The organism is Micromonospora sp. CNZ296 (genome assembly GCF_007827635.1).
The window spans coordinates 164197-184672 of the sequence record NZ_VISW01000015.1 but is presented as its reverse complement, the minus strand read 5'-3'; the positions used below and the strand labels follow the sequence as shown (position 1 = coordinate 184672).

Here is a 20476-nt window from a genome sequence, read left to right as displayed (position 1 = left end):
ATGACCTTCGCGGACAAGGGCTATCAAGGCGCCCCCGGCAGCGTGCGCACCCCGTTCAAGCGGCGCCGCTTCCGGCCGAAGCTGTCACGCCGGCAGAAGGCCGTCAACCGAGCGCACGCGAAGATCCGCGCCCGCGGCGAACGCGCGATCGCCACCCTCAAGACCTGGAAAATCCTGGTCAAGCTGCGCTGCTGCCCACGCCGAGCGACCGCGATCGTGCAGGCCATCCTCGTCCTGCACCGCGTCGAAGCCGACCGCTACGCAGGATGAAAATGGCTCCTTGGTGATCTCATCCCGTTCCAGCGTGAGTCCGCGTCGGGAAAGCTCTGGATCAACGAAGACGTCGAAGATCGAGTTCACAACGTTGCGGGCGAACTCATCGTTCGGAGGGCTGGTCGACTCGCTCACGGCAAGATCCTACCCATGGATGCCCAGCCGTAAATGGTGAGAACTTTCTATACGTCTTCAAGGCGGCCCGCTTCGCAGGCCGCGCGCGCCGCCGAACCTGGGCCGGGCCTGTCGGCCCGCCGCGTTGCCTCTGGCCTTCGGCCGCCGGCACGCGGTTGCCAGCCCGCCGGCGGCGCGACATACGAAGAAGCCCCGGGCCGCCATGGTCGATGGCAAATCCGGGGCTGTGATGTGATCAAGACACAGGCAGTGCCTCCGGCGGGTCCTCGGGCACTCCGGGATGGTGACGCCATCCCAACACCTCCGTCCGGGCGAAGCCGAGCAGGTGGGGCCTGCCCGGTCAAGGTCGTTCAGACAGTGGTGTGCTCCACCTTGACCGGGCAGGCCCCACCCACTCCACGGTGTGCGGACGAAGGCCGACGGGATGGCTAGAAAGCAGCCCAGCCAGCGAGGTTGTATGTGATGGAGAACACAAAAGTTCTCGGCGTGTCGATCGAAATTCGCCATCCGACCGCGCCTAGCGCGGTCGGATGGCTCGCATTGAATCTAGTCGTTGTATAGGTCGTATGCGTCGTCTGGCGGCAGTAGCTCGAAGTACTCGTAGTACTTATTGAAGGTAACTGCCCACTTATCCAGGAAGCCCTCAGTTCCAAGGATGCCCTGGAAAACCATCTGGAAACTCGGGTCCTTGATGAAAGCAACCCGAGCCGACCAGACGTAAGACGGGTCGTTCGCCAAGCACAGATCAATCGTCTCAAACTGTATCTGGCGCTGCGCCCCGAGGATCGCGATAGATCCGGTCTCAGCGCCAGCCCTGTCGAAGCGGACGAGTAGCGCGTCACCCGCCCCTCGGTCGAAGACCGTAATAGGTGCCCCTGTGTCGATGAGTGCTCGCGTCGTCCACTCTCCGTTAGGGGGAAGGTAGAGCTGGACATCAACCGTGGGACGCAGAATGGGCGGATTGCCCTCTTCACGGTAAGCGAAGCGATGCCGAGTAATAATGCCCCTATCCGACGCCAACCACGATGGTGTTAGAGCGACGTGGCACGAACTGGGCAACCGCCCCTCGGCCCGCAGGTCCCATCTCTACCAGCTTGGGTACGAGGTCGCGAGAGTTGTACGCAGCCGCGATCACTTTCCCGTCCTTGACCGCCACCCACATGCCTTCCCACTGGTCGAGCGCCGGAAGCCTGCGCTCCGGCTCGACTGCTTGCCGTCCGTTGCTAGGGCTACGACGGTTGCCGCGCATGGCCCGCAACCGGTCCCGCACCTGCTGAGATACACGCTGCATGACTTGTACACCTCCCTGCGAAGCTCCCGAGCCAAACCTTGCTGCGAGTCCCACGCTACAGTGCTATAGCACAGTAGTCACCTGTCATCGCTTGCTGTCGGTCGTTCGACAGCATCGACCATGTCACTGCGTACCCCCCATGAGGGCTAGAACGCATGCCAGCCGTTCACGGACGCGCGTGCCCGTGGCATGCCCGTAGCAGGGGTCAGCAGCGGACAGCCCGCGCAACCCATGGTGTCGGTCATGCAGGGCTTCCTATGCAGCTTGTGCAGTCCTGCCTGCCCCTAGCCCTGACCGCCTTCAACTTCCCAAGCTGACAGTGCGGGTTCGATTCCCGTCACCCGCTCCAACCGAAGGCCCTGACCGGGACGCGAGTCCGGTCAGGGCCTTCGATGTTCCACGGACCACCTGTCCCTTGGTTGGTAGGCCGCGGCCCCACTAGCGATGGAGGGGACGTCGTGGGCCGATCTGATCAGCCTCACGAACGGCGTGACCGTGACCGCCAGGCGCGGTTCCGGCTGCCTGATCCAGTTCCCGACAACCCCGAGCGGCACCGGGTATCCGGGGCGTGGCCGAGCCACGCGACGCCTGACGCTCCGGTGATGATGCAGGTGCCCGAGGTGGGCGTCTTTGTGAGGGCACTGCTACCCGTGAAGCTGACAGGTGCTTCAGCGCCGCCTTATCTCAGAACCTCCGGCTCCGCGGGGGCTGCTGGCTGCTCCGGTTGAGCCATGAAGCGCAGTTTGTTGGGGCGGACACCTCAGACGCGGCAGGGTGCTCCGGGATCGGGGAGTGTTGATGAAGTCGATGAATGACGTGTTCAACGAGGCAGTGGACTACGGGGCCGAGGGCGTTGTGCCGGTCGGCACGCCCGTCGGGGTGGAAAAGCTCTCGCACGTACACCGTGTCTTCAATGCTGTCATGGGTGGTGGCCTGGGTTTCGCGGTGGAAGTTCTCGAGCCGGACGATTTCCGGCGTGCTGTGGAAGGCTTTCGATACCTCGACCTCGGCGAGGTCGCGAACCTCCTCGCGGAACTGGTCGACAGTTACGGAAGTTCTGATTATGACGTCCGGAAGGAAGAGATCCTGGACGGCCTGCTCGTCGGCGCGCTGGTCGACGACGCTTTTCGGAGGAAGGTTTCTCAGGCTCCGTCCGACTTCGGGTTCGACGGCTCAGTTCTTCAAGATCCTGCTGCGCAGCAACGTCAGCTCAGGTAGTAGGCGGCTCTCCATCGGGCTTGCTCGGCTATGGAGAAGTTGTCGAAGTCACCGGCGGCCTCGCAGTCGAGCAGGTAGCGGAGCGCCTCTGTCGCATCGTCGGAGCCGTCGGCATCCAGGTATGCCTTGGTGGCGTCCAGTCCTGCTCCGCAGAGTAGTTGGACGTCGATCGAGCAGTGGGCATCCCAGCTCGATTCCTTGGCCTGCCAGATGACGAGCACGTCGCTGAGTCGGCCGGCGTTGAACAGTTGCAGGCAGCACAGCTTCATGAGTTCGGTGTCCTGGTCGTGCTGATCGAGGTCTGCCTGGGCCCGGAGCATCTCGCGGATGTGAGGCACGGCGGCGCCGGTCGGTCGCAGGCCGTAGCGGCGAATGCTCTCGTCGTCGTTCACGGTTCTCCCTCGCTCGACCTGGCGCCGTCCGCAGGCGCCGCCGGACGCCGGGCGTGGAGCCGGCGAGGTCGGACGCCTCGGACCATGCCACGGCGTCGTGCTCGCCCGGGCCGTCAGCGGAGATCGTCACCGGCACATTCTGACCCACGTGGATCTTCCGGGAGCCGCGTGAGAGGGCGCCGCTCGACGGCCGTCGTCGGTACGATCGCGCGATCTCGATCTGTTGATCATGCTGGAGGGAACCATGCAACTGCGCCTGAAGTACGCGCCCGTACCGGAGAACGCAGCCCGGTTCGCGGGCGACATCGTGGTGTCAGCGGCCCAGGTCAGCGCTGTGCACCTGGACTACACGCCGGACAGCCTGACGTCCGTGGACGCCATCCTCGACGGCTTTCGGGCCGAGGGCCTCACCGCTGGACAGGTGGCAGAGACTCTCTTCGGCTTCGGTTGCTATGTCGGCGAGGTGCTGACCCGGCATGCGGGTGGACGGTGGCGCGCAACGACGGCAGACGAACTGGCCGTCGTCGGATGGCCCATGGTGGTCGAGCTCGCCGGGCAGGGCTGGTGCAATCCGATCGCGAAGGCCTTCAAGCGCCTGGAGAACGGTCCGGAGGACAGCCTTCGGTACTTCTATGCCGTGTTCGCACCGGGCGGCGCCCGCTAGCGAGGGCGCGTAGCGCTGATCTCGCCCCCACCGTCGACGGATCGACTGACACAATGCGGCGTGCGCTCGCGTCTACGGTTGATCAGGGTGACGACGACTGCGGTCCAGGTACGGGAGACGGCCACCGTCGACCTGCCGACGAGCGCGGAGGCGGCCTTCGGCTTCATGGAGGATCCGGCCTCGTTGGTGGTGCTGGACGACTCGATTGAGATCGGCGTCACCCTGCCCGGACCGAAGGGAGCCGGCGAGATCCAGGCGTTCGTGCATCGGAGCCCCGACGGTCGACTGGGGATCATGCACGAGGTCGTCGAGGTCGAACCGGGGCGTCGTGCCGTCACCCGTACGTTGACTTCCGGATACTCCAGCGGCGGCGTGCTCACCGTTGTGCCGCTCGGGCCCGACTCGTGCCGTCTCACCCAGGAGATCTGGGCGGAGCTTCCGGCAGGCGTACCGGTGGGGGTTGATGCGCAGTTGCGCCACGAGTACCGGACGTGGCTCGCGGAGCTGATGCGGCGGCTCACCGCCTGGGCTGCTCACGCGCCCCGGTGCCGGTAGGTGCAGCCATTGCTCTCAGGCGCGAGCGTGGCCGGAGCTGGCTGGAGTCGAAGAAACTCCTGTGGCACCTAGTGGTGCCGGACCTTCGCGCGGTAAGGCTGCTGATTGAAAGCAGCGCTACTTGGGCTGATCGCCGTTCGAGAGCTGACCGGCGTGGTCGACAAAGGACGTGAGGTGCGCCGACTTGGCAGCAGAGCTGACGCGGGACGAGGCCATCGCCCTCGTCGAGCGGATCATGAGTGTCGACTACGCGGACGATGGTGAGCTGGGCGGCTGGCTGGACCAACTTGAGCGAGACCTCGCCTGCCCAGGCGGCTACGTCTCCAACCTGATCTACTGGAGCGACCCCGAGTTGACGGCTGCCGAGGTGGTTGACCGAGCCTTGGCCTACCAGCCGATCCAGATGCGGTCCACGCCATGGACGTAGCCGTCGCGAGGGCTATTTGTCCCACCGATCGGCGTAGGGCAGGGCGAGCAGGCCAATGTGATCAAGCACGTCGCTCGACGCGTTGTATTCCCGTAGTGGGGTCGGCGCATGTCGTATCACCCACAGCGACAGCGCGGCGCCCCACGTGTCCTCCTTGTGCCAACTCGACCAGGGGAGCCTGTCGACCACCAGGTCGTCCACCCACTCCTCCACGGCCGTGACCAGCCGTCGTCGGGCCACCGCGTCGGCCAGCGACTCCGTCCAGACAGCCAACCACGGGGTGAGCTTGCCGGTGGTCTCGGCGATGAGTTCCAGGGCCTCGTGAGCGGGCACCTTCGCATCGGGCTCGACCAGGGCATGCAGCCACCAGGCGTCCAGGAACTCCCGCAGAGCGTCCCGCTGCCCCTTGGGCCATTCCTGCCAGCGGGCGGTGGTGAACAAGTACCCGAGGCTCTCCATCCCGGCCATGGGCATCACTCGGCCGGCCACGAGGCTCCGGGTCAGTTGGGGCAGGATCCGGCGTAGCAGCGGGCCGGGATAGCGCCAGTCAGTGGCCCAGTACGTGCGACGGAGCAGGTCTTCGTCGAGCGGCACGTCCGGCGTCTTCAGCAGTGCCAGTTCCTCCGCGCTGCCCCAGTGGCACTCGCAGTTGGACTCCTGCCGGTGCGCCGTCATGCCCTGGAACGTGGCGGCCGCACCCGCCAGCGCCTTCTCCAGGAGGTCGCTTACCTCAGTCCGATCGGGGATCATGGCGAATCCGCCTTCGAGGACTCCGGAGGCGTACGCCTGCCGAAGAGAGTGATCTTACGGTGAAGGCGAGGTGGGACGTGCACCCGACCAACGATCATCTGCCGGAGGAAGCCGAATGACACCGAATGCTTCGCCGACCGTGGATCGACTCGCCGGCCTGTTCGACTGGGACGGGGCGACGGAGACGGAGATCGACTGGACGGCTCTCACCGAGGCGGCAGGCCATCCCTTTCCCGAGGACTACCGACGCTTCGTCGAGCGCTTCCCACACGGCAGCATCGGCTTCCTGGAAGTGCTTCATCCTTCCGACTGGGGCGTACCGGAATTCCTCCGGTACGCGCGGAACTGGCATCACGTGATTAACAAGAGGGCGGAGTGCACGGGAGGGTTCCCGTACCACTTCGGCACCTCACCGGGAGACCTCCGGGTCTGGGGAGCCGTGAACTTCGACTATCTGCTCTGCTGGCACCTGGACGACGGTCCTCCCGAGCAGTGGCCGACGGTGGTCTGCGATACCGCCCTGATCGACCCGCCCGAGCCCTACGCCGGCACTGCCACCGCATTGCTTGTCGAGATCGCGGAACTGAGGAACCCGGTGCCGGTGATCGGGTACCTCACGGAGATCGACGGGGTGCCCTTCAGGCTCGTCCGGCACGAGTAGAGCGGGTCCACTGGCCCGGACGGATCCAGGTCTGCCCGTCGCCGGGCCGGACCCGCACGGAGTCGCCCAGGTCCAAGGCGGCGAGCACCCCGAAGACGGCGTCCAGGAAGGCTCGTCGGTCCGCCGTCACAAGGACGTCGACGTCGAGATGGGAGCCGTACTCGCTTGTTCCGGCACCGGTCACCTCGCCGCGCCCGACGAGAGCCTCGTTGAGGGCGTCTTCGAGGTCGTCGCGATCGATGTCGATTCGCCCGTCGATGACCAGTTCCACGAAATCCATCACGTACACCTCGGCGATGAGTTGCGGGTCGTTGACGGGTCTGACGGGGGACGAGCGGAAACCGGAGGAGCGGACCCATGGGCAAGCTGATCGTGACAGAGTTCCTGACCCTCGACGGCGTGGCGCAGGCGCCCGGTGAGCCCGACGAGGACCGCGAGGGCGGCTTCAGCCACGGCGGCTGGCAGATGCCGCTGCTCGACGAGAAGTCCGGCGCGGTGATGTTCCAGCAGGCGAGCAGCATGGGCGCGCTGCTGCTGGGCCGCAAGACGTACGACATCTTCGCCGGCTACTGGCCGAAGGCGCCTGCGGACATCCCCTTCACCGGCCTGCTGAACGGTGTGCCGAAGTACGTGGCCAGCCGCACGCTCGCCGAGCCGCTCACCTGGACGAACTCGTCGCTGGTAAAAGGTGACCTCGCCGAGCGCGTCACCGAGATGAACGGCCGCCACGGCGAGGTCCACGTGATCGGCAGCCTGGACCTGGTGCAGTCGCTGCTGCGCCTCGGCCTGGTCGACCGGCTCAACCTGTGGGTGTACCCGGTGGTGCTCGGCACCGGCAAGCGCCTGTTCGGCGAGGGGACGGTGCCGAGCGCGTTGCGGCTCACCGAGTCGGTCACCCACGCCCACGGCACGCTGCAACTGACGTACGAGCCGGCCGGAGCGCCCGCCTACGGGGACACGGCCGCGTAGGGCGCGCGAAGGTCGAGCACGTGCCGCAGGCCGGGCTCCCCGTTCAGATCCACCTCGCAGTCGGACTCCGAGCCGTCGAGCACGAAACCGGCGCGACGGAGCACCGCCAGCGAGGCCGGGTTCGCCAGGGCCGCCGAGGCGACCAACCGGCGCAGCCCGTACTCGGTGCGGGCCAGTTCGCAGACGCGCCGTACGCCTTCACTCGCGAGCCCGCGCCCGGCGGCGCGCTCGGCCACCCGGTAGCCCAGCTCGGCGCTGCCGCCTGCGACGTCGACCAGGTTGAACCGCCCGAGCACGGCGCCGTGGTCGCCGACCAGCACGTGGAAGTGGCAGGTGCCGCGTTCCTGCTCGTCCAGCAGGGCCGCGTGCCGGGCGGCGTACCCGGTGAAGAAGTCGTCGCCCCGGTCGGGGACGTACCGGGCGAAGTAGGCCCGGTTCTCCCGCTCGAACCGCAGCACGGCGGGTGCGTGGTGGGCGGCGAGTCGTTCCAGCTCCGGCATCGGAACAGGTTAGGCGTCGGCCGGGTAGCAGCGCAGTTCGATTGTGTTGCCGTCCGGGTCGCTGACGTAGATCGAGGTGGCGGTGCCGCGCGCACCGAAGCGCGGGACCGGGCCGGTCAGCACGGTGAAGACGCCGGAGTCGACCACCCGCTGCCAGTCGACCGGCTCGACCACGAGGCAGAAGTGGTCCACGTTGGACCCGGTCGGGTCGCCCTTGATCAGGTCGATGATGGTGCTGGCGTCGACGCGTACGGAGGGGAACGGCACCTCACCGGCCCGCCACCTGTCGACCCGCACCGGGGCCAGGCCGAGCGTGCTGCAGTAGAAGTCGAGGGAGCGCTCGACGTCGCTCACCGAGAGGACGAGGTGGTCGAAACCGGTCACCGTCACGAGATGGTTGTGCATGCCGTCAACCCTGGTCCGGCGCGCCGTCCGGACCAACCCCGATCCGGACTACGATCGTTGACCCGCAGGCAACGACGGAGGTGCTCCGGTGCTGGAGCGGTACGAGGTCGAGACGTTCCTGACCCTGGCCGAGGAACTGCATTTCGGGCGGACCGCCGAGCGGCTGCGGGTGAGTACCGGCCGGGTCAGCCATGTGGTGCGCAAGCTGGAACGCCGCATCGGCGCGCCCCTGTTCGAGCGGACCAGCCGGGTCGTCCGGCTCACCCCGATCGGCGCCCGCCTGGTCGAGGAGATGCGCCCGTTGGTGGCCGGCATCGAGGCGGCTGTGCAGCGGGCCGTCGACGCCGGGCGCGGGCTCACCGGTGAGCTGCGGGTGGCGTACGTGGGTGAGTCGACAGCTCCGGTGCTGCTGCGCGCGGTGGCCCTGTTCACCGAGCGCCACCCGGACTGCGAGGTGCACGTGCACGAGGCGCCGCTGGCCAGCACCCGGTCGAGTCTGCTGGACGGCACGATCGACGTGCTGATCGCCTCGTACCCCTTCGACGGCATGGCGAACGGCCCGGTGCTGCTGCGCGAGCGCCGGGTGCTCGCGGTGGCCGCTGATCATCCGCTGGCGGCCGAGGAGTCGGTGTCGCTGGAGGTGCTGGGCGACCATCCGGTGGTGCAGTACCCGGCGGTGACCTCGGCCGCGTTCAAGCAGGACCGCACGCCGGACCGCACCCCGTCCGGCCGCCCGGTGCCGAAGGGCCCGGTGGGTGGCAGCTTCTCGGAGATGCTGGCGCTCGTCGCGATGGGGCGCGGGGTGCTGCCGGTGGGCGAGCAGGCCCGCCAGTTCTACGCCCGCCCGGACGTGGCCTACGTGCCGATCCACGACGCGCCGCCGATCAGTCGCGGTCCGGTGTGGCCGGCCGGGAACACCACCTCCCGGGTACGTGAGTTCGTCCGCGCGGCTGCCGACGCCAACCCGCTGCCGCCGGACTGACCGTCGTACCCGGCTGGCAGCATCGGCGGGATGCGGGACGAGATCCGGGGACTGGTCGAGGAACTGCCACCGGGGGACGAGCTGGAGGCGCGGCACCGGGAGGCGGCACTGGCCTGGCTGGCCGGCACGGATGACATCTTCCGCCGGGCCAAGCCGCGTACGCCGTCGCCGCACCTGGTCGCGTACTTCCTGCTCCGCGACCCGGCCGACGGCGCGGTGCTGCTCGTCGACCACCGCCTGGCGGGGATGTGGCTGCCCAGCGGCGGGCACGTCGAACCCGGTGAGCACCCGGCCGACACGGTGCGCCGCGAACTGCGGGAGGAACTGGGCGTGGCGGCGGTCTTCGCGCCGCCGTTCGGCGAGCGCCCGGCGTTCCTCACCGTCACCGAGACGGTCGGCCCGCCCGAGCACCGGCACACCGACGTGAGCCTCTGGTACGTGCTGTCCGCCGACCGTGACCAGCGGTTCACGCCCGATCCGGTGGAGTTCGCGGGCATCCGCTGGTGGACGCCGGCCGAGGTGAGCGAGGCGCCGACCGGCACGATCGAGCCGCATCTGGACCGGATGCTGGCAAAACTGGCGACAGCGACGCCTTGACCCGTCCCCTGCGGCAAGGCCCAGCGTGACCGGTGCCGGTCGCGGTGACCGGCACGAGGAGCGCGAGGGAGGCACGGTGCGACTGCTGACCATCGGCGCGTTCGCCCGGGCGACCGGCCTGAGCGCCAAGGCGCTGCGCATCTACGACGACTGCGGGCTGCTGCCCCCTGCTGCTGTGGACCCGCACTCGGGCTACCGCTACTACGCGCCGGAGCAGGCGGACCGGGCACGGCTGATCGCCGGGCTGCGCCGGGCCGGGATGCCGCTGGCCGAGATCCGTACCGTCTGCGGCCTGCCGCCCGCTGCCGCCGCCGAGGCGCTCGACGCCTGGTGGCGGCGGGTCAGCGCGGACACCGCGGCGCGCGGCCGGGCCGTCGCGCTCCTCGTCGACAGGCTCAGCGAGAGGGGCACCACCATGTCCGAGACCACCTTCCGGTACGCGACGCGCTGCGAGACCGGCACGGTCCGCGACTCCAACGAGGACACCGCGTACGCGAGCGCGGCGCTGCTCGCGGTCGCCGACGGCGTACGCGGTCCCGCCGGGGCCACTGCCGGCGCGGCGGCCGTGGACGCGCTGCGGCCGTTGGAGCAGGCGGACGCGCCGGGGGCCGATCTGCTCGCCGCGCTGGCCGACGCGGTGACCCGGGCCGACCGGGCGGTACGCGCGCACGCCACCGACGCCGACCAGCCCGCCACCACGCTCACCGCGCTCGTGCGACGTGGCACCCGGCTCGCGCTGGTGCACGTCGGGGACAGCCGGGCGTACCTGCTGCGCGGCGGCGAGCTGTCCCGGCTCACCCAGGACCACACGTACGTGCAGACGCTCATCGACCAGGGGCGGCTTACCCCGGCCGAGGCCCTGGCGCATCCGCAGCGCGCGCTGCTGGCCCGGGCACTCGGCGCGGGCGCGGAGGTGGAGGCGGACCTGGCGCTGCGTACCGCGCTGCCCGGCGACCGCTACCTGCTCTGCTCCGACGGCCTCTCCGCGGTGGTGGACCCGGGCGCGCTGCACGCCGCGCTGGCGGAGGCGGACGATCCGGAGAGCGCCGTCGAGCGCCTGGTCGAACAGGCGTACGCGGCCGGCGCGCCGGACAACATCGCCTGCGTGGTGGCCGACCTGGCGGCGTGATCCCCCGCGACCCGGGCCGGGATGTCCGGCCCGGGTCGTACCCTGGCGATCATGCGAATCGGCATCGTGATCCTGCCCGACCAGCGTTGGTCGGAAGCGCGTCGGCGGTGGGCCCAGGTGGACGAGTGGGGCTTCGACCACGCCTGGACCTACGACCACCTGGGCTGGCGTGACCTGGTCGACGGGCCGTGGTTCGACTCGTGGACGACGCTCACCGCGGCGGCCGGCGTGACGTCCCGGGTGAAGCTCGGGACGCTCGTGGCGTCGCCGAACTTCCGGCACCCGGCGGCGTTCGCCAGGCAGGTGACCGCGCTCGACGACGTGTCGGACGGCCGGGTGCTGCTCGGCCTCGGCGCGGGCGGCATCGGCTTCGACTCGGCGGTGCTCGGCGGCGAGACGCTGCCGCCCCGGCAGCGCGTGGACCGGTTCGCCGAGTTCACCGAGCTGCTCGACCTGATTCTGCGGGAGGACGGCACGACCTGGCGCGGGGAGTGGTTCACCGCCGTGGACGCGCGCAACAAGCCGGGTTGCGTCCAGCAGCCCCGGGTGCCGTTCGTGATGGCCGCGAACGGTCCCCGCTCGATGCGGCTGGTCGCCCGGTTCGGGCAGGGCTGGGTCACCACCGGGCTCGGCGGCGACGACATCGAGGCGTGGTGGGGCACGGTGGCGGAGCTGTCGGACCGGATGACCCGGACGCTGGAGCAGGCCGGCCGTGACCCGGCGACGCTCGACCGCTACCTGTCGCTCGACTCCGCGCCGGTGTTCTCGCTCACCAGCGCCGACTTCCTCGCCGAGCAGGTGGCCCGGGCGGCCCGGCTGGGCTTCACCGACGTGGTGACGCACTGGCCCCGGGCCAGCAGCTGGTACGCGGGCGACGAGGCCGTGCTGGTGGACGCGGCGGCGCTGCTGCCGGAGCTGCGCCGGGCCGGCTAGGTGCCGACGCTGCCCTCGGTGGAGACCAGCCGGAACCGGAGGCAGACGATCCGGGTGTCGTCGGTGACCGGGGTGCCCTGCCGGGCCCAGTAGGCGCCGTGGCCCTCGCGCCACTCCTCGATCGACCGGTCGCCCTCGCCCTCGGCGCGGGCGAAGTCCCACGGCACGTCGGCGAAGCGCACCACCTCGACGCCGGTGACCTCCACGACGCCGACGAGCGCGTCGTTGTCGTCGACCAGGACGAGTCGCTCGCCGACGTACTCCAGTTCCTCGTTCTCGTCGTCGTACTCCTGGACCAGCCCGGCGGTGGCGGTCTTCGCGCCGGAGAGGACGAGGGTGTTGAGCCGGGTACGCAGCTCGCCGGGCGTGCCGAGGGCGAGTGCGCGCAATCCACCGATGCGGGGCCACATGCCGCCGACGCTACGGCATGCTCCGCCACCGCCGACGGGCTCACGGCAGGTCGGCGCCGGTGAGCAGGGCGCGCAGCCTGAGCCGTGCGGCGACCTCGGGCGGGCAGGTCGCGACCAGTGCGGCGGCCCCGATCAGGCCGGCCCCGGCGTCCCGGACGACCCGGCACAGCGCGTCCAGTTGCGCGCCGGTGTCGACCCAGTCGTCGACGAGCAGCACCCGGTCGCCGGGGTTCAGCCGCCGGCCGTCCACGCCGACCCGCAGCCGCCGTCCCCGGTAGTCGGGAGGCGTCTCGGCCCAGCGCGTCGGCCCGGCCCGGCGTCGCTCGCCGCCGTTCTTGTACGCGGGCAGGAAACCGGCTCCGGCGGCGACCGCCACCAGTGGGCCGAGCAGCAGCCCGGTCACCTCGGGGGCGATCACGACGGTCGGGCGGTCCTCGGGGAACAGCCCGGCCAGGGCCGGCCCGACCTGGGCGAGCACGTCGGGGTCACGCCACCAGCCGGAGATGTCGCTGACCAGGTGGGTGCTGCCCGGGCCGGGGTCGATCCACTCGAACAGCTCGACCAGGCGACGACTCAGCACGTTTCCATCCTGGCCGATCGGTGGGCCGTTCGGCCGATCGACAGTGGCGTGATCGGCTACACGTACCAGGGTAAATGCGGGCATAGCACCATGATCACGTTGACTTCGGAAGTGCTTCTCTCGTTACGGTCCGGGCCGGTTTGTTCAGTTGACGAAAGGACCGGGCCGGTGGCTGCTAGGCACCTTCGTACCCGCAAGTTCTCCTCGCCCGCCGCCATCGCCGCGACCGCGGCGGTCGGCGTGGCGCTCGCGGTCGGCGGTACCGTCGGCGCCGTGCGGCTCACCTCCGCCGAGCCGCCCGCCGAGCCGGCCGTGGTCGAGACGCTGCCCAGCACGCCCGCCCCCACGTCGGCCGCCCCCACGTCGGCCGCCCCCTCGCCGAGCGCGTCCGCCTCGCCGAGCGCGAGCCTCAGCCCGTCGCCGAAGGCCACCCCGAGTCCGAAGGCGAGCCGCACCCAGGCGGCCTCCCGCAGCAAGGCCCGGACCGCCTCCCCGTCGCCGACGGCGAAGAAGACGAGCAGCCCGAAGGTCGTGGACAGCGGCTCCTGCGGCGCCTCCTTCTACGCCGAGGGCCAGATGACGGCGAACGGCGAGACGTTCAACCCGGACGCGCTCACCGCCGCGCACAAGACGCTGCCGTTCAACACCAAGGTCCGGGTGACCAACCCGGCAAACGGCAAGTCGGTGGTGGTGCGGATCAACGACCGTGGCCCGTTCATCGACGGCCGGTGCCTGGACCTGTCCCGCGCCGCGTTCGCGACCATCGCCGCCACCAGCCTCGGCCACGTGAACGTCCGGTACGAGGTGCTCGGCTGACCGGCCAGTCGGGCAGAACTTCCACGACCGACGGGCCAGGTTCATTCTCCCGTTCACGTCCATCAGGCATGCTGTCGGATGTACGCACGCAACCCTTCCAGCCGGGCCGAGGCCCGCTGAGTCCCGGATCCCGCGCCGGTCTCGGCGCGGCCCTCGCGCTGCTCGCGATCGTGGTCGCGGTGGAGCTGGCTGACGGCCGCCCGGCGCACTACCTCGCGCTGATGGTCGTCGCGCCGTTCCTCGCGGCGGCACTGGCGTCCTGGCGGGTGGTGCTCGCGGTCGGCGGCCTGGCCACCGCCATCGGGATCGGCTTCGCCGTCGCCGAACGGGGTAGCCCGCTGGTGACAGTGGTCAACGTGACAGCCGTCGGGGTGGCCACCGCGATCGCGGCTGCCACGGCGGCGATACGCCAGCGCCAGGCGGACCGGATCGCGGAGCTGTCCCGGCTCGCCTCGGTCGCCCAGCAGGCGGTGCTGCGGCCGCTCGGCCCGCAGGTAGGCACGCTCGCGGTGGCCGCCCGGTACATCTCCTCCACCGCGACGGCCGAGATCGGCGGCGACCTGTACGAGGTGATGGACACCCCGTACGGCGTCCGCATGATCATCGGTGACGTACGGGGCAAGGGGCTGGACGCGGTCCGCCTGGCCAGCATCGTGCTCGGCTCCTACCGGCACGTCGCGTACGAGCGGGCCGACCTGCGCGCGGTGGTGACCGACCTGGACCGCGCGGTGGCCCGCAACGTCGGCGACGAGGACTTCGTCACCGCGGCCCTGGTCGAGGAGCGCGGCGGCACGCTCACCATCGTCAACTGCGGGCACCCCTCGCCGCTGCTGCTGCGCCGGGGTGCGGTGATCCCGCTGGAGCCGCCGGCGCCCGCGCCGCCGCTCGGCTTCATGCCCGTGGTCCGGCCCCGGGTGGAGCGGCTGGAACCGGGCGACCGGCTGCTGCTGTTCACCGACGGCCTGGGCGAGGCGCGCCGGGACGGCGAGTTCTTCCCCACCGCCGACCGGGCCTGGCGGCTGCTCGGCCACGGCACCGTCGCGGACGGGCTGGCCTCGCTGGAGACCGCCCTGGTCGAGTGGGTGCACGGCCGGCTCGACGACGACATCGCGCTGGTCCTGATGGAGTACGTCGGCGCGCGCAACACCACCGCCACGCCGGTTCCGAGCTGGGAGGTCGGCGCCGCCGACTGATGAACGGGAAGTGTGTAATCGCTGTCACTTCCGAGATCCGCTTGTCGTTGCCTACCGGTGAGTAATACAGTCTGGAGTTACTGATCGGTAACACCTGTCCGGAAGCGGGGCCAGCGAGCATGACCCACTACAAGAGCAATGTGCGGGACCTCGAGTTCAACCTGTTCGAGGTATTCGGGGCGGACCGGACGCTCGGCCAGGCGCCGTTCACGGACCTGGACGTCGACACGGCCCGCAGCTTCCTCGGCGAGGTCGACCGCCTCGCCCGCGAGGACCTGGCCGCCAGCTACTCGGACAGCGACCGCAATCCGCCGGTCTTCGACCCGGCGACGTTCACCGCGCCGCTGCCGGAGTCGTTCAAGAAGTCGTACAAGGCGTTCATGGACTCCGAGTTCTGGCGCCTGGACCTGCCGGAGTCCCTGGGCGGCACGAACGCCCCGCGCGCCCTCTGGTGGTCGCTCGCCGAGCTGGTGCTCGGCGCCAACGCCCCGATCTGGATGTACGCCTCCGGCCCGTCCTTCGCGCACGTGCTGCACGTCGAGGGCACCGAGGAGCAGAAGAAGTGGGCCCGGCTGTTCATCGACAAGCAGTGGGGCTCGACCATGGTCCTCACCGAGCCGGACGCCGGCTCCGACGTGGGCGCCGGCCGTACCCGCGCGATCCAGCAGCCGGACGGCTCGTGGCACATCGAGGGCGTGAAGCGCTTCATCACCTCCGGTGAGCACGACCTGAGCGACAACATCGTCCACTACGTGCTGGCCCGCCCGGTCGGCGTCGAGGGCGTCGGCGGTCCGGGCACCAAGGGCCTGTCGCTGTTCGTCGTGCCGAAGTACCACTTCGACGCCGAGACCGGCGAGCTGGGCGAGCGCAACGGCGTCTACGCGACGAACGTCGAGCACAAGATGGGCCTGAAGGTCTCGAACACCTGCGAGGTGACCTTCGGCGAGCACGGCGTACCGGCCAAGGGCTGGCTGCTGGGCGAGAAGCACGACGGCATCCGCCAGATGTTCATGATCATCGAGTACGCCCGGATGCTGGTCGGCACCAAGGCGATCGCCACGCTCTCCACCGGCTACCTCAACGCCCTGGAGTACGCCAAGAACCGGGTGCAGGGTGCCGACCTCGTCCAGATGACCGACAAGACCGCCCCGCGGGTGACCATCACCCACCACCCGGACGTGCGCCGCTCGCTGCTGCTGCAGAAGTCGTACGCCGAGGGCCTGCGCGCGCTGGTCTGCTACACCGCGAGCTGGCAGGACAAGGTCGCGATCGCCGAGGCGGCCGGTGACGAGAAGGCCACCAAGCTGGCGAAGCGGGTCAACGACCTGCTCCTGCCGCTGGTCAAGGGCGTCGGTTCGGAGCGGGCGTACGAGCTGCTCGGCCACGAGTCGCTCCAGACCTACGGCGGTTCCGGCTTCCTCCAGGACTACCCGCTGGAGCAGTACGTCCGGGACGCCAAGATCGACACCCTGTACGAGGGCACCACCGCGATCCAGAGCCTCGACCTGATCTTCCGGAAGATCGTCCGGGACAACGGCAAGGCCCTGATGGCGGTCGCCGCCGAGATCCAGGAGCACATCGCCTCCGAGGCCGGCAACGGCCAGCTCAAGGAGGAGCGTCAGGCGCTCGGCAAGGCGCTCGCCGAGATCCAGAACATCCTCGGCGTGATGACCGGCTGGCTGGGCGAGGCCCAGGGCGGCGACACCCGCGCGCTCTACAAGGTCGGCCTGAGCAGCCGCCGGTTCCTGCTGGCGATCGGCGACCTGGTGGTCGGCTGGCTGCTCCAGAAGCAGGCGGACGTGGCTCTGAAGGCGCTGGCCGGCGAGGTCTCCGCGGCCGACAAGTCCTTCTACACCGGCAAGGTCGCCGCGGCCCGGTTCTTCGCCCGCGAGGTGCTGCCCCGCATCGGCGCCGACCGCCGGATCATCGAGGGCACCGACCTGGAGATCATGGACCTCCCGGAGGAGGCTTTCTGAGCCCTTCCGGGGGCTTTCACCCCTGACACGTCACTCTCCCCCTCATGACGACGGCCGGCGGGCACCAGCCCGCCGGCCGTCGTCGTGCGTGCGCCCGGGTGGATAGGCGGCCCGGTGGCGGGTAACCGTCGCGGACCACGACCGGAGTACGCCCAAGGCCATCGCACGGGGGAGTGCAGCGCACATGGGCATTGGTAGCGCCATCTTTCTCATCGCGCTCGGCGCGATCATGACCTTCGCCATCCGGGCCAACGTCTGGTGGATCGACCTGCGCGCGGTCGGCTGGGTGTTCATCCTGGCCGGGCTGGGCGTTCTGCTGACCACGCTGTGGTTCTGGCAGGACCGCCGCAAGCGGGCCCGCACGCTCATCGTGGAGGAGAACCGGCTCTCGCATCCGACAGCGATGATGCCGCCGCCGCCCGACCCGCCGCCGCCGACCGCGCCGCCGTCCTGACGCCGCGTCTCAGCGGCCGATCCGGTCCAGTTCGGCGAGGTCGTCGCCGGAGAGGGCCAGCCCGGCACCGGCGACGTTCTCGCGCAGGTGCGCGACGGACTTGGTGCCGGGGATCAGCAGGATGTTCGGCGAGCGCCGCAGCAGCCAGGCCAGGGCGACGCCCATCGGCGTCGCCCCCAGGCGTTCCGCCACCGCCGACAACGCCGAGGACTGCAACGGCGTGAACCCGCCGAGCGGGAAGAACGGCACGTAGGCGACGCCCTGCCGGGCCAACTCGTCGATCAGGTCGTCGTCGCCGCGGTGGGCCAGGTTGTACCGGTTCTGCACGCAGACGATCGGCGCGATCGTCTGCGCCTCGGCCACCTGCTCGGGCGTCACGTTGCTCAGGCCGAGGTGGCGGATCAGGCCCTCCTGCCGGAGCGCGACGAGCGTCTCCAGCGCCTCGGCGAGAGACCCGGGCTGCGGCCCCGTGGCGTCGCCGAGCCGCAGGTTGACCAGGCCGAGCGCGTCCACGCCTAGCGTCTCCAGGTTCTCCCGGACCTGCCGGCGCAGGCTCTGCGGATCCCGGGCCGTGGGCCAGCCGCCCTGCTCGTCCCGGTCCGCGCCGACCTTCGTGACGACGTGCAGCGACTCCGGGTACGGGTGCAGCGCCTCCCGGATCAGCCGGTTGGTGACGTACGGCCCGTACGCCGCGCTGGTGTCGATGTGGGTGATGCCGAGTGCGACCGCCTCGCGCAGCACCGCCAGGGCGCCGTCACGGTCGGCCGGTGGTCCCATGACCCAGGGGCCGGCGAGTTGCATCGCGCCGTAGCCGAACCGGGTGACGGTCAGGTCGCCCAGCGTCCAGGTGCCGCCGGGAAGGGTGGTGCGGGCCATGCGTGTACCTCTTGGCTCTCGTCGTCCGTTACGCGACGCCGCCGGGTCGCGGCGCCGACCTCCACTATCGGGGTGTAACTTTCTGCTGGGAAGTAGGCACCTGAAAGTGCGTAGCTCACCGGACGGCAGGAGAGGGCGGCAGGAGCAGAGATGAGCAAGGCGGAGTACGACGCGTTCCTGGCCCAGTGCCCCAGCCGGCAACTACTGGACCGGATCGCCGACAAGTGGGTCACGCTGGTGCTGGCAGCGCTGCGCAGCGACGGCTCGCACCGGTTCGGTGCCGACTGCGCAGGTGTCCCGCGCCCGATGCGCTACTCGGAGCTGTCCCGCACGCTCGTCGGCGTCAGCCAGAAGATGCTCACCCAGACGCTGCGCGCCCTGGAACGCGACGGCCTGGTCACCCGCACCGTGGAGCCCACGGTGCCGGTCACAGTCACCTACGAGCTGACAGCGCTCGGGCTCTCGCTGCTCAAGACGATCCAGGGCCTGAAGGTCTGGGCGGAGGCGCACATGGACGACGTGTTCGCCAACCGGGAGGCCTACGACAGCCGGGTCTGAGTCGTACCGGTCAGGCGCGGGCGGTGTGGCGGGCGGTGAGCGGCGCGCCGCCGGGGGCCAGCTCGGCCCACCGGGTCGTCGGCCGGTGCACCACGAGATCGGTGGTACGCAGCCCGTCCGGGTCGGCCCGCTGCGGGTCGAGCAGCGCCGAGAGCAGCGAGACACCAGGGTTGTGCGCCACGAGCAGCACCGTGCCGGCCGTCGGCTCGACCGTCCGGACGAGGTCCAGCAACTGGTCCGGGTGCGCGTCGTACGCGGCCGCCTCGTACCGCACCGCCGGGCGCGAACCCGCCGGGCCGCCCTCCGGTGGTGAACCGGTCATGCCCATCGCCACGTCGTGCCAGGTCTGCCGGGTGCGCCGCGCGGGCGAGCAGAGCACCACGTCGGGAAGCAGCCCTTGCCGGGCCAGCCAGGCGCCGGCCGCCGCCGCGTCGGCGTGGCCCCGCGCGGTGAGCGACCGCTCCGCGTCCGGGCCGTCCGCGGACTGCTCGGCCTTGGCGTGCCGCAGCAGAACCAGCGTCCGCTGCCCGTTCCTGCCGTCCGTCATACCGCCCAGCTTGCCTGATTGACGATCGAAGCGCCTGGGTATGTCGATGTGTGCCGCTACCTCATCCATGGCCGCGGCGGGCAGGAAACGCCAGCAGGACGCCAAGGAGGCGACGTCATGGGCATCGGTGCCAGCATCTTCCTCATCGCGCTCGGCGCGATCTTCGCGTTCGCCATCGACGCCGATCTGGGATGGCTGAACCTCAACGTGGTGGGCTGGGTGCTCATGCTCGCCGGCGTCGCCGGCCTGCTCACCACGCTCTACTTCTGGAACAGCCGCCGCCGGGTCGTGGCCGCCCCGGTCCGCGAGCAGGTGGTCGCCGAGCCGGTGGTGCCGGTGCGCGACGACCGCGTGGTGCGCGAGGAGTACCGCGAGGTGCGCCGCCCGGGCTCGGGCTACCCGGCCTGACCCCCGAGAACCCGAGGGCCCCGCAACGGTGCGGGGCCCTCGCGCATGTCCGGGGTCCGCTCGGTCAGGCGAACAGTGCGAAGTAGATCGCGATGTGGTGGCAGATCGCCGCGACGAGCGTGCAGGCGTGGAAGAACTCGTGGTGCCCGAAGACTGTGGGCCACGGATTCGGCCGACGCAGCGCGTAGAACACCGCGCCCACGCTGTAGATCGCGCCGCCCACGCTCAGCAGCACCAGCGCGGTGACGCCACCGGAGTGCAGGATCTGCGGCAGCATGGCCACCGCGACCCAGCCGAGCGCCAGGTAGAGCGGGGCGGAGACCCAGCGCGGCGCGTGCGGCCAGATCAGCTTCACCGCCACGCCCGCGATCGCGCCGCCCCAGACCAGGCTCAGCATGATCGTGGCCTGCCGGTTGTCCAGCAGCAGGGCGCAGAACGGTGTGTAGGTGCCGGCGATGAACACGAAGATCATCGAGTGGTCCATCCGGCGCATGATCTGGTAGCCGCGTTCGGTCCAGACCCGCCGGTGGTAGAGCGCGCTGGTGCCGAACAGCCCGCACACGGTGAAGCTGTAGATCAGGCAGCTCACCAGCGGCGCCCAGCCGGGACGGCCGGCGGCGATCGAACACAGCACGATGCCGCAGACGAGAGCGGCGAAGAACGCGTACGCGTGCAGCCAGCCGCGCATACGCGGCTTCCCGATGTCGGCCGGCCGGAGCCGGAACGGTGCGGAGGTCGTCACAGCAATAGGTTACGACGGCGTAGGTTACTTGCAAG

General features: G+C 70.0%; 27 protein-coding genes. 17 read left to right on the top strand and 10 right to left on the bottom strand.

Annotation, left to right across the window (positions count from 1 at the left end; genetic code table 11):
* The coding region (locus FB455_RS24340; RefSeq protein ID WP_145755025.1) for a transposase family protein at positions 1 to 270 on the top strand (270 nt) is incomplete at its 5' end.
* Positions 271 to 2497: 2227 nt separating this feature from the next.
* Positions 2498 to 2917, top strand: coding sequence for a hypothetical protein (locus FB455_RS24335; protein ID WP_013473373.1), 420 nt, complete (start codon positions 2498 to 2500; stop codon positions 2915 to 2917).
* On the opposite strand, the gene FB455_RS24330 is transcribed toward FB455_RS24335, so the two are convergent.
* Complete coding sequence (locus tag FB455_RS24330; RefSeq protein ID WP_145755024.1) at positions 2905 to 3309, bottom strand: hypothetical protein; 405 nt, start codon at positions 3307 to 3309, stop codon at positions 2905 to 2907. The genes FB455_RS24335 and FB455_RS24330 overlap by 13 nt on opposite strands.
* A gap of 244 nt (positions 3310 to 3553) precedes the next feature.
* Here FB455_RS24330 and FB455_RS24325 point away from each other — a divergent pair, with 244 nt between their 5' ends.
* From FB455_RS24325 to FB455_RS24315, 3 genes are all read left to right on the top strand, one after another.
* Complete coding sequence (locus FB455_RS24325; RefSeq protein WP_013473374.1) at positions 3554 to 3973, top strand: hypothetical protein; 420 nt, start codon at positions 3554 to 3556, stop codon at positions 3971 to 3973.
* An 87-nt stretch (positions 3974 to 4060) separates the two neighbouring features.
* The gene (locus FB455_RS24320) at positions 4061 to 4528 is read left to right on the top strand and encodes an SRPBCC family protein (RefSeq protein WP_162881494.1); all 468 of its coding nucleotides are present in this window, start codon (positions 4061 to 4063) and stop codon (positions 4526 to 4528) included.
* A gap of 184 nt (positions 4529 to 4712) precedes the next feature.
* The gene (locus FB455_RS24315) at positions 4713 to 4955 is read left to right on the top strand and encodes a hypothetical protein (RefSeq protein WP_030269667.1); all 243 of its coding nucleotides are present in this window, start codon (positions 4713 to 4715) and stop codon (positions 4953 to 4955) included.
* Between the two features lie 12 nt (positions 4956 to 4967).
* Here FB455_RS24315 and FB455_RS24310 read toward each other — a convergent pair whose 3' ends face one another.
* Positions 4968 to 5705 carry a hypothetical protein gene (locus tag FB455_RS24310; RefSeq protein WP_145755023.1) on the bottom strand — a complete coding sequence of 246 codons (738 nt, stop codon included), beginning with the start codon at positions 5703 to 5705 and terminating at the stop codon, positions 4968 to 4970.
* A 115-nt stretch (positions 5706 to 5820) separates the two neighbouring features.
* Between FB455_RS24310 and FB455_RS24305 the strand changes: the two genes are divergently transcribed.
* Complete coding sequence (locus FB455_RS24305) at positions 5821 to 6366, top strand: SMI1/KNR4 family protein (protein ID WP_145755022.1); 546 nt, start codon at positions 5821 to 5823, stop codon at positions 6364 to 6366.
* Here the strand turns inward: FB455_RS24305 and FB455_RS24300 are convergent.
* A complete protein-coding gene (locus FB455_RS24300) occupies positions 6344 to 6646 on the bottom strand; it encodes a hypothetical protein (protein WP_145755021.1) in 303 nt (100 codons plus the stop codon). The two genes, FB455_RS24305 and FB455_RS24300, sit on opposite strands and share 23 nt — an antisense overlap.
* Positions 6647 to 6723: 77 nt before the next feature.
* Between FB455_RS24300 and FB455_RS24295 the strand changes: the two genes are divergently transcribed.
* The gene (locus FB455_RS24295; protein ID WP_145755020.1) at positions 6724 to 7335 is read left to right on the top strand and encodes a dihydrofolate reductase family protein; all 612 of its coding nucleotides are present in this window, start codon (positions 6724 to 6726) and stop codon (positions 7333 to 7335) included.
* Here the strand turns inward: FB455_RS24295 and FB455_RS24290 are convergent.
* The gene (locus FB455_RS24290) at positions 7314 to 7835 is read right to left on the bottom strand and encodes a GNAT family N-acetyltransferase (RefSeq protein WP_145755019.1); all 522 of its coding nucleotides are present in this window, start codon (positions 7833 to 7835) and stop codon (positions 7314 to 7316) included. The genes FB455_RS24295 and FB455_RS24290 overlap by 22 nt on opposite strands.
* A 9-nt stretch (positions 7836 to 7844) precedes the next feature.
* Positions 7845 to 8240 (bottom strand): VOC family protein, encoded by a 396-nt coding sequence (locus FB455_RS24285; protein WP_013283335.1) that lies wholly within the window; start codon positions 8238 to 8240, stop codon positions 7845 to 7847.
* Between the two features lie 88 nt (positions 8241 to 8328).
* Here FB455_RS24285 and FB455_RS24280 point away from each other — a divergent pair, with 88 nt between their 5' ends.
* From FB455_RS24280 to FB455_RS24265, 4 genes are all read left to right on the top strand, one after another.
* Positions 8329 to 9222: a LysR family transcriptional regulator gene (locus tag FB455_RS24280; protein WP_013283336.1), complete on the top strand. Its 894-nt coding sequence runs from the start codon at positions 8329 to 8331 to the stop codon at positions 9220 to 9222.
* 30 nt (positions 9223 to 9252) lie between these two features.
* Positions 9253 to 9819 (top strand): NUDIX hydrolase, encoded by a 567-nt coding sequence (locus FB455_RS24275; RefSeq protein ID WP_013283337.1) that lies wholly within the window; start codon positions 9253 to 9255, stop codon positions 9817 to 9819.
* Between the two features lie 76 nt (positions 9820 to 9895).
* On the top strand, positions 9896 to 10948 hold the full coding sequence (locus tag FB455_RS24270) for a MerR family transcriptional regulator (protein WP_013283338.1): 1053 nt from the start codon (positions 9896 to 9898) through the stop codon (positions 10946 to 10948).
* 21 nt (positions 10949 to 10969) lie between these two features.
* Positions 10970 to 11881 (top strand): LLM class flavin-dependent oxidoreductase, encoded by a 912-nt coding sequence (locus tag FB455_RS24265; RefSeq protein ID WP_013283339.1) that lies wholly within the window; start codon positions 10970 to 10972, stop codon positions 11879 to 11881.
* Here the strand turns inward: FB455_RS24265 and FB455_RS24260 are convergent.
* Entirely contained in the window at positions 11878 to 12291 is a 414-nt protein-coding gene (locus FB455_RS24260) for an ASCH domain-containing protein (protein WP_013283340.1), read from the bottom strand. The genes FB455_RS24265 and FB455_RS24260 overlap by 4 nt on opposite strands.
* A gap of 40 nt (positions 12292 to 12331) precedes the next feature.
* Positions 12332 to 12871: a phosphoribosyltransferase family protein gene (locus FB455_RS24255; protein WP_013283341.1), complete on the bottom strand. Its 540-nt coding sequence runs from the start codon at positions 12869 to 12871 to the stop codon at positions 12332 to 12334.
* A 168-nt stretch (positions 12872 to 13039) separates the two neighbouring features.
* Between FB455_RS24255 and FB455_RS24250 the strand changes: the two genes are divergently transcribed.
* The 4 genes from FB455_RS24250 to FB455_RS24235 all read left to right on the top strand — a co-directional run bounded on the left by FB455_RS24250 (position 13040) and on the right by FB455_RS24235 (position 17310).
* Complete coding sequence (locus FB455_RS24250) at positions 13040 to 13687, top strand: septal ring lytic transglycosylase RlpA family protein (RefSeq protein ID WP_013283342.1); 648 nt, start codon at positions 13040 to 13042, stop codon at positions 13685 to 13687.
* 68 nt (positions 13688 to 13755) lie between these two features.
* Positions 13756 to 14880: a PP2C family protein-serine/threonine phosphatase gene (locus tag FB455_RS24245; RefSeq protein WP_030269685.1), complete on the top strand. Its 1125-nt coding sequence runs from the start codon at positions 13756 to 13758 to the stop codon at positions 14878 to 14880.
* Positions 14881 to 14999: 119 nt separating this feature from the next.
* Positions 15000 to 16856 (top strand): acyl-CoA dehydrogenase, encoded by a 1857-nt coding sequence (locus FB455_RS24240; RefSeq protein WP_013283344.1) that lies wholly within the window; start codon positions 15000 to 15002, stop codon positions 16854 to 16856.
* Positions 16857 to 17040: 184 nt separating this feature from the next.
* On the top strand, positions 17041 to 17310 hold the full coding sequence (locus FB455_RS24235; RefSeq protein ID WP_013283345.1) for a DUF6458 family protein: 270 nt from the start codon (positions 17041 to 17043) through the stop codon (positions 17308 to 17310).
* A gap of 9 nt (positions 17311 to 17319) precedes the next feature.
* Here the strand turns inward: FB455_RS24235 and FB455_RS24230 are convergent, their stop codons facing one another.
* Positions 17320 to 18186 (bottom strand): aldo/keto reductase family oxidoreductase, encoded by an 867-nt coding sequence (locus tag FB455_RS24230; protein WP_145755018.1) that lies wholly within the window; start codon positions 18184 to 18186, stop codon positions 17320 to 17322.
* Positions 18187 to 18336: 150 nt separating this feature from the next.
* Between FB455_RS24230 and FB455_RS24225 the strand changes: the two genes are divergently transcribed.
* On the top strand, positions 18337 to 18744 hold the full coding sequence (locus tag FB455_RS24225; RefSeq protein ID WP_071097260.1) for a winged helix-turn-helix transcriptional regulator: 408 nt from the start codon (positions 18337 to 18339) through the stop codon (positions 18742 to 18744).
* Between the two features lie 10 nt (positions 18745 to 18754).
* Here the strand turns inward: FB455_RS24225 and FB455_RS24220 are convergent, their stop codons facing one another.
* On the bottom strand, positions 18755 to 19291 hold the full coding sequence (locus tag FB455_RS24220; protein WP_071097258.1) for a SixA phosphatase family protein: 537 nt from the start codon (positions 19289 to 19291) through the stop codon (positions 18755 to 18757).
* A 117-nt stretch (positions 19292 to 19408) separates the two neighbouring features.
* Between FB455_RS24220 and FB455_RS24215 the strand changes: the two genes are divergently transcribed.
* Complete coding sequence (locus FB455_RS24215) at positions 19409 to 19699, top strand: DUF6458 family protein (RefSeq protein ID WP_013283349.1); 291 nt, start codon at positions 19409 to 19411, stop codon at positions 19697 to 19699.
* A 64-nt stretch (positions 19700 to 19763) separates the two neighbouring features.
* On the opposite strand, the gene trhA is transcribed toward FB455_RS24215, so the two are convergent.
* On the bottom strand, positions 19764 to 20441 hold the full coding sequence (gene trhA / locus FB455_RS24210; RefSeq protein WP_013283350.1) for a PAQR family membrane homeostasis protein TrhA: 678 nt from the start codon (positions 20439 to 20441) through the stop codon (positions 19764 to 19766).
* Positions 20442 to 20476: the final 35 nt, after the last annotated feature.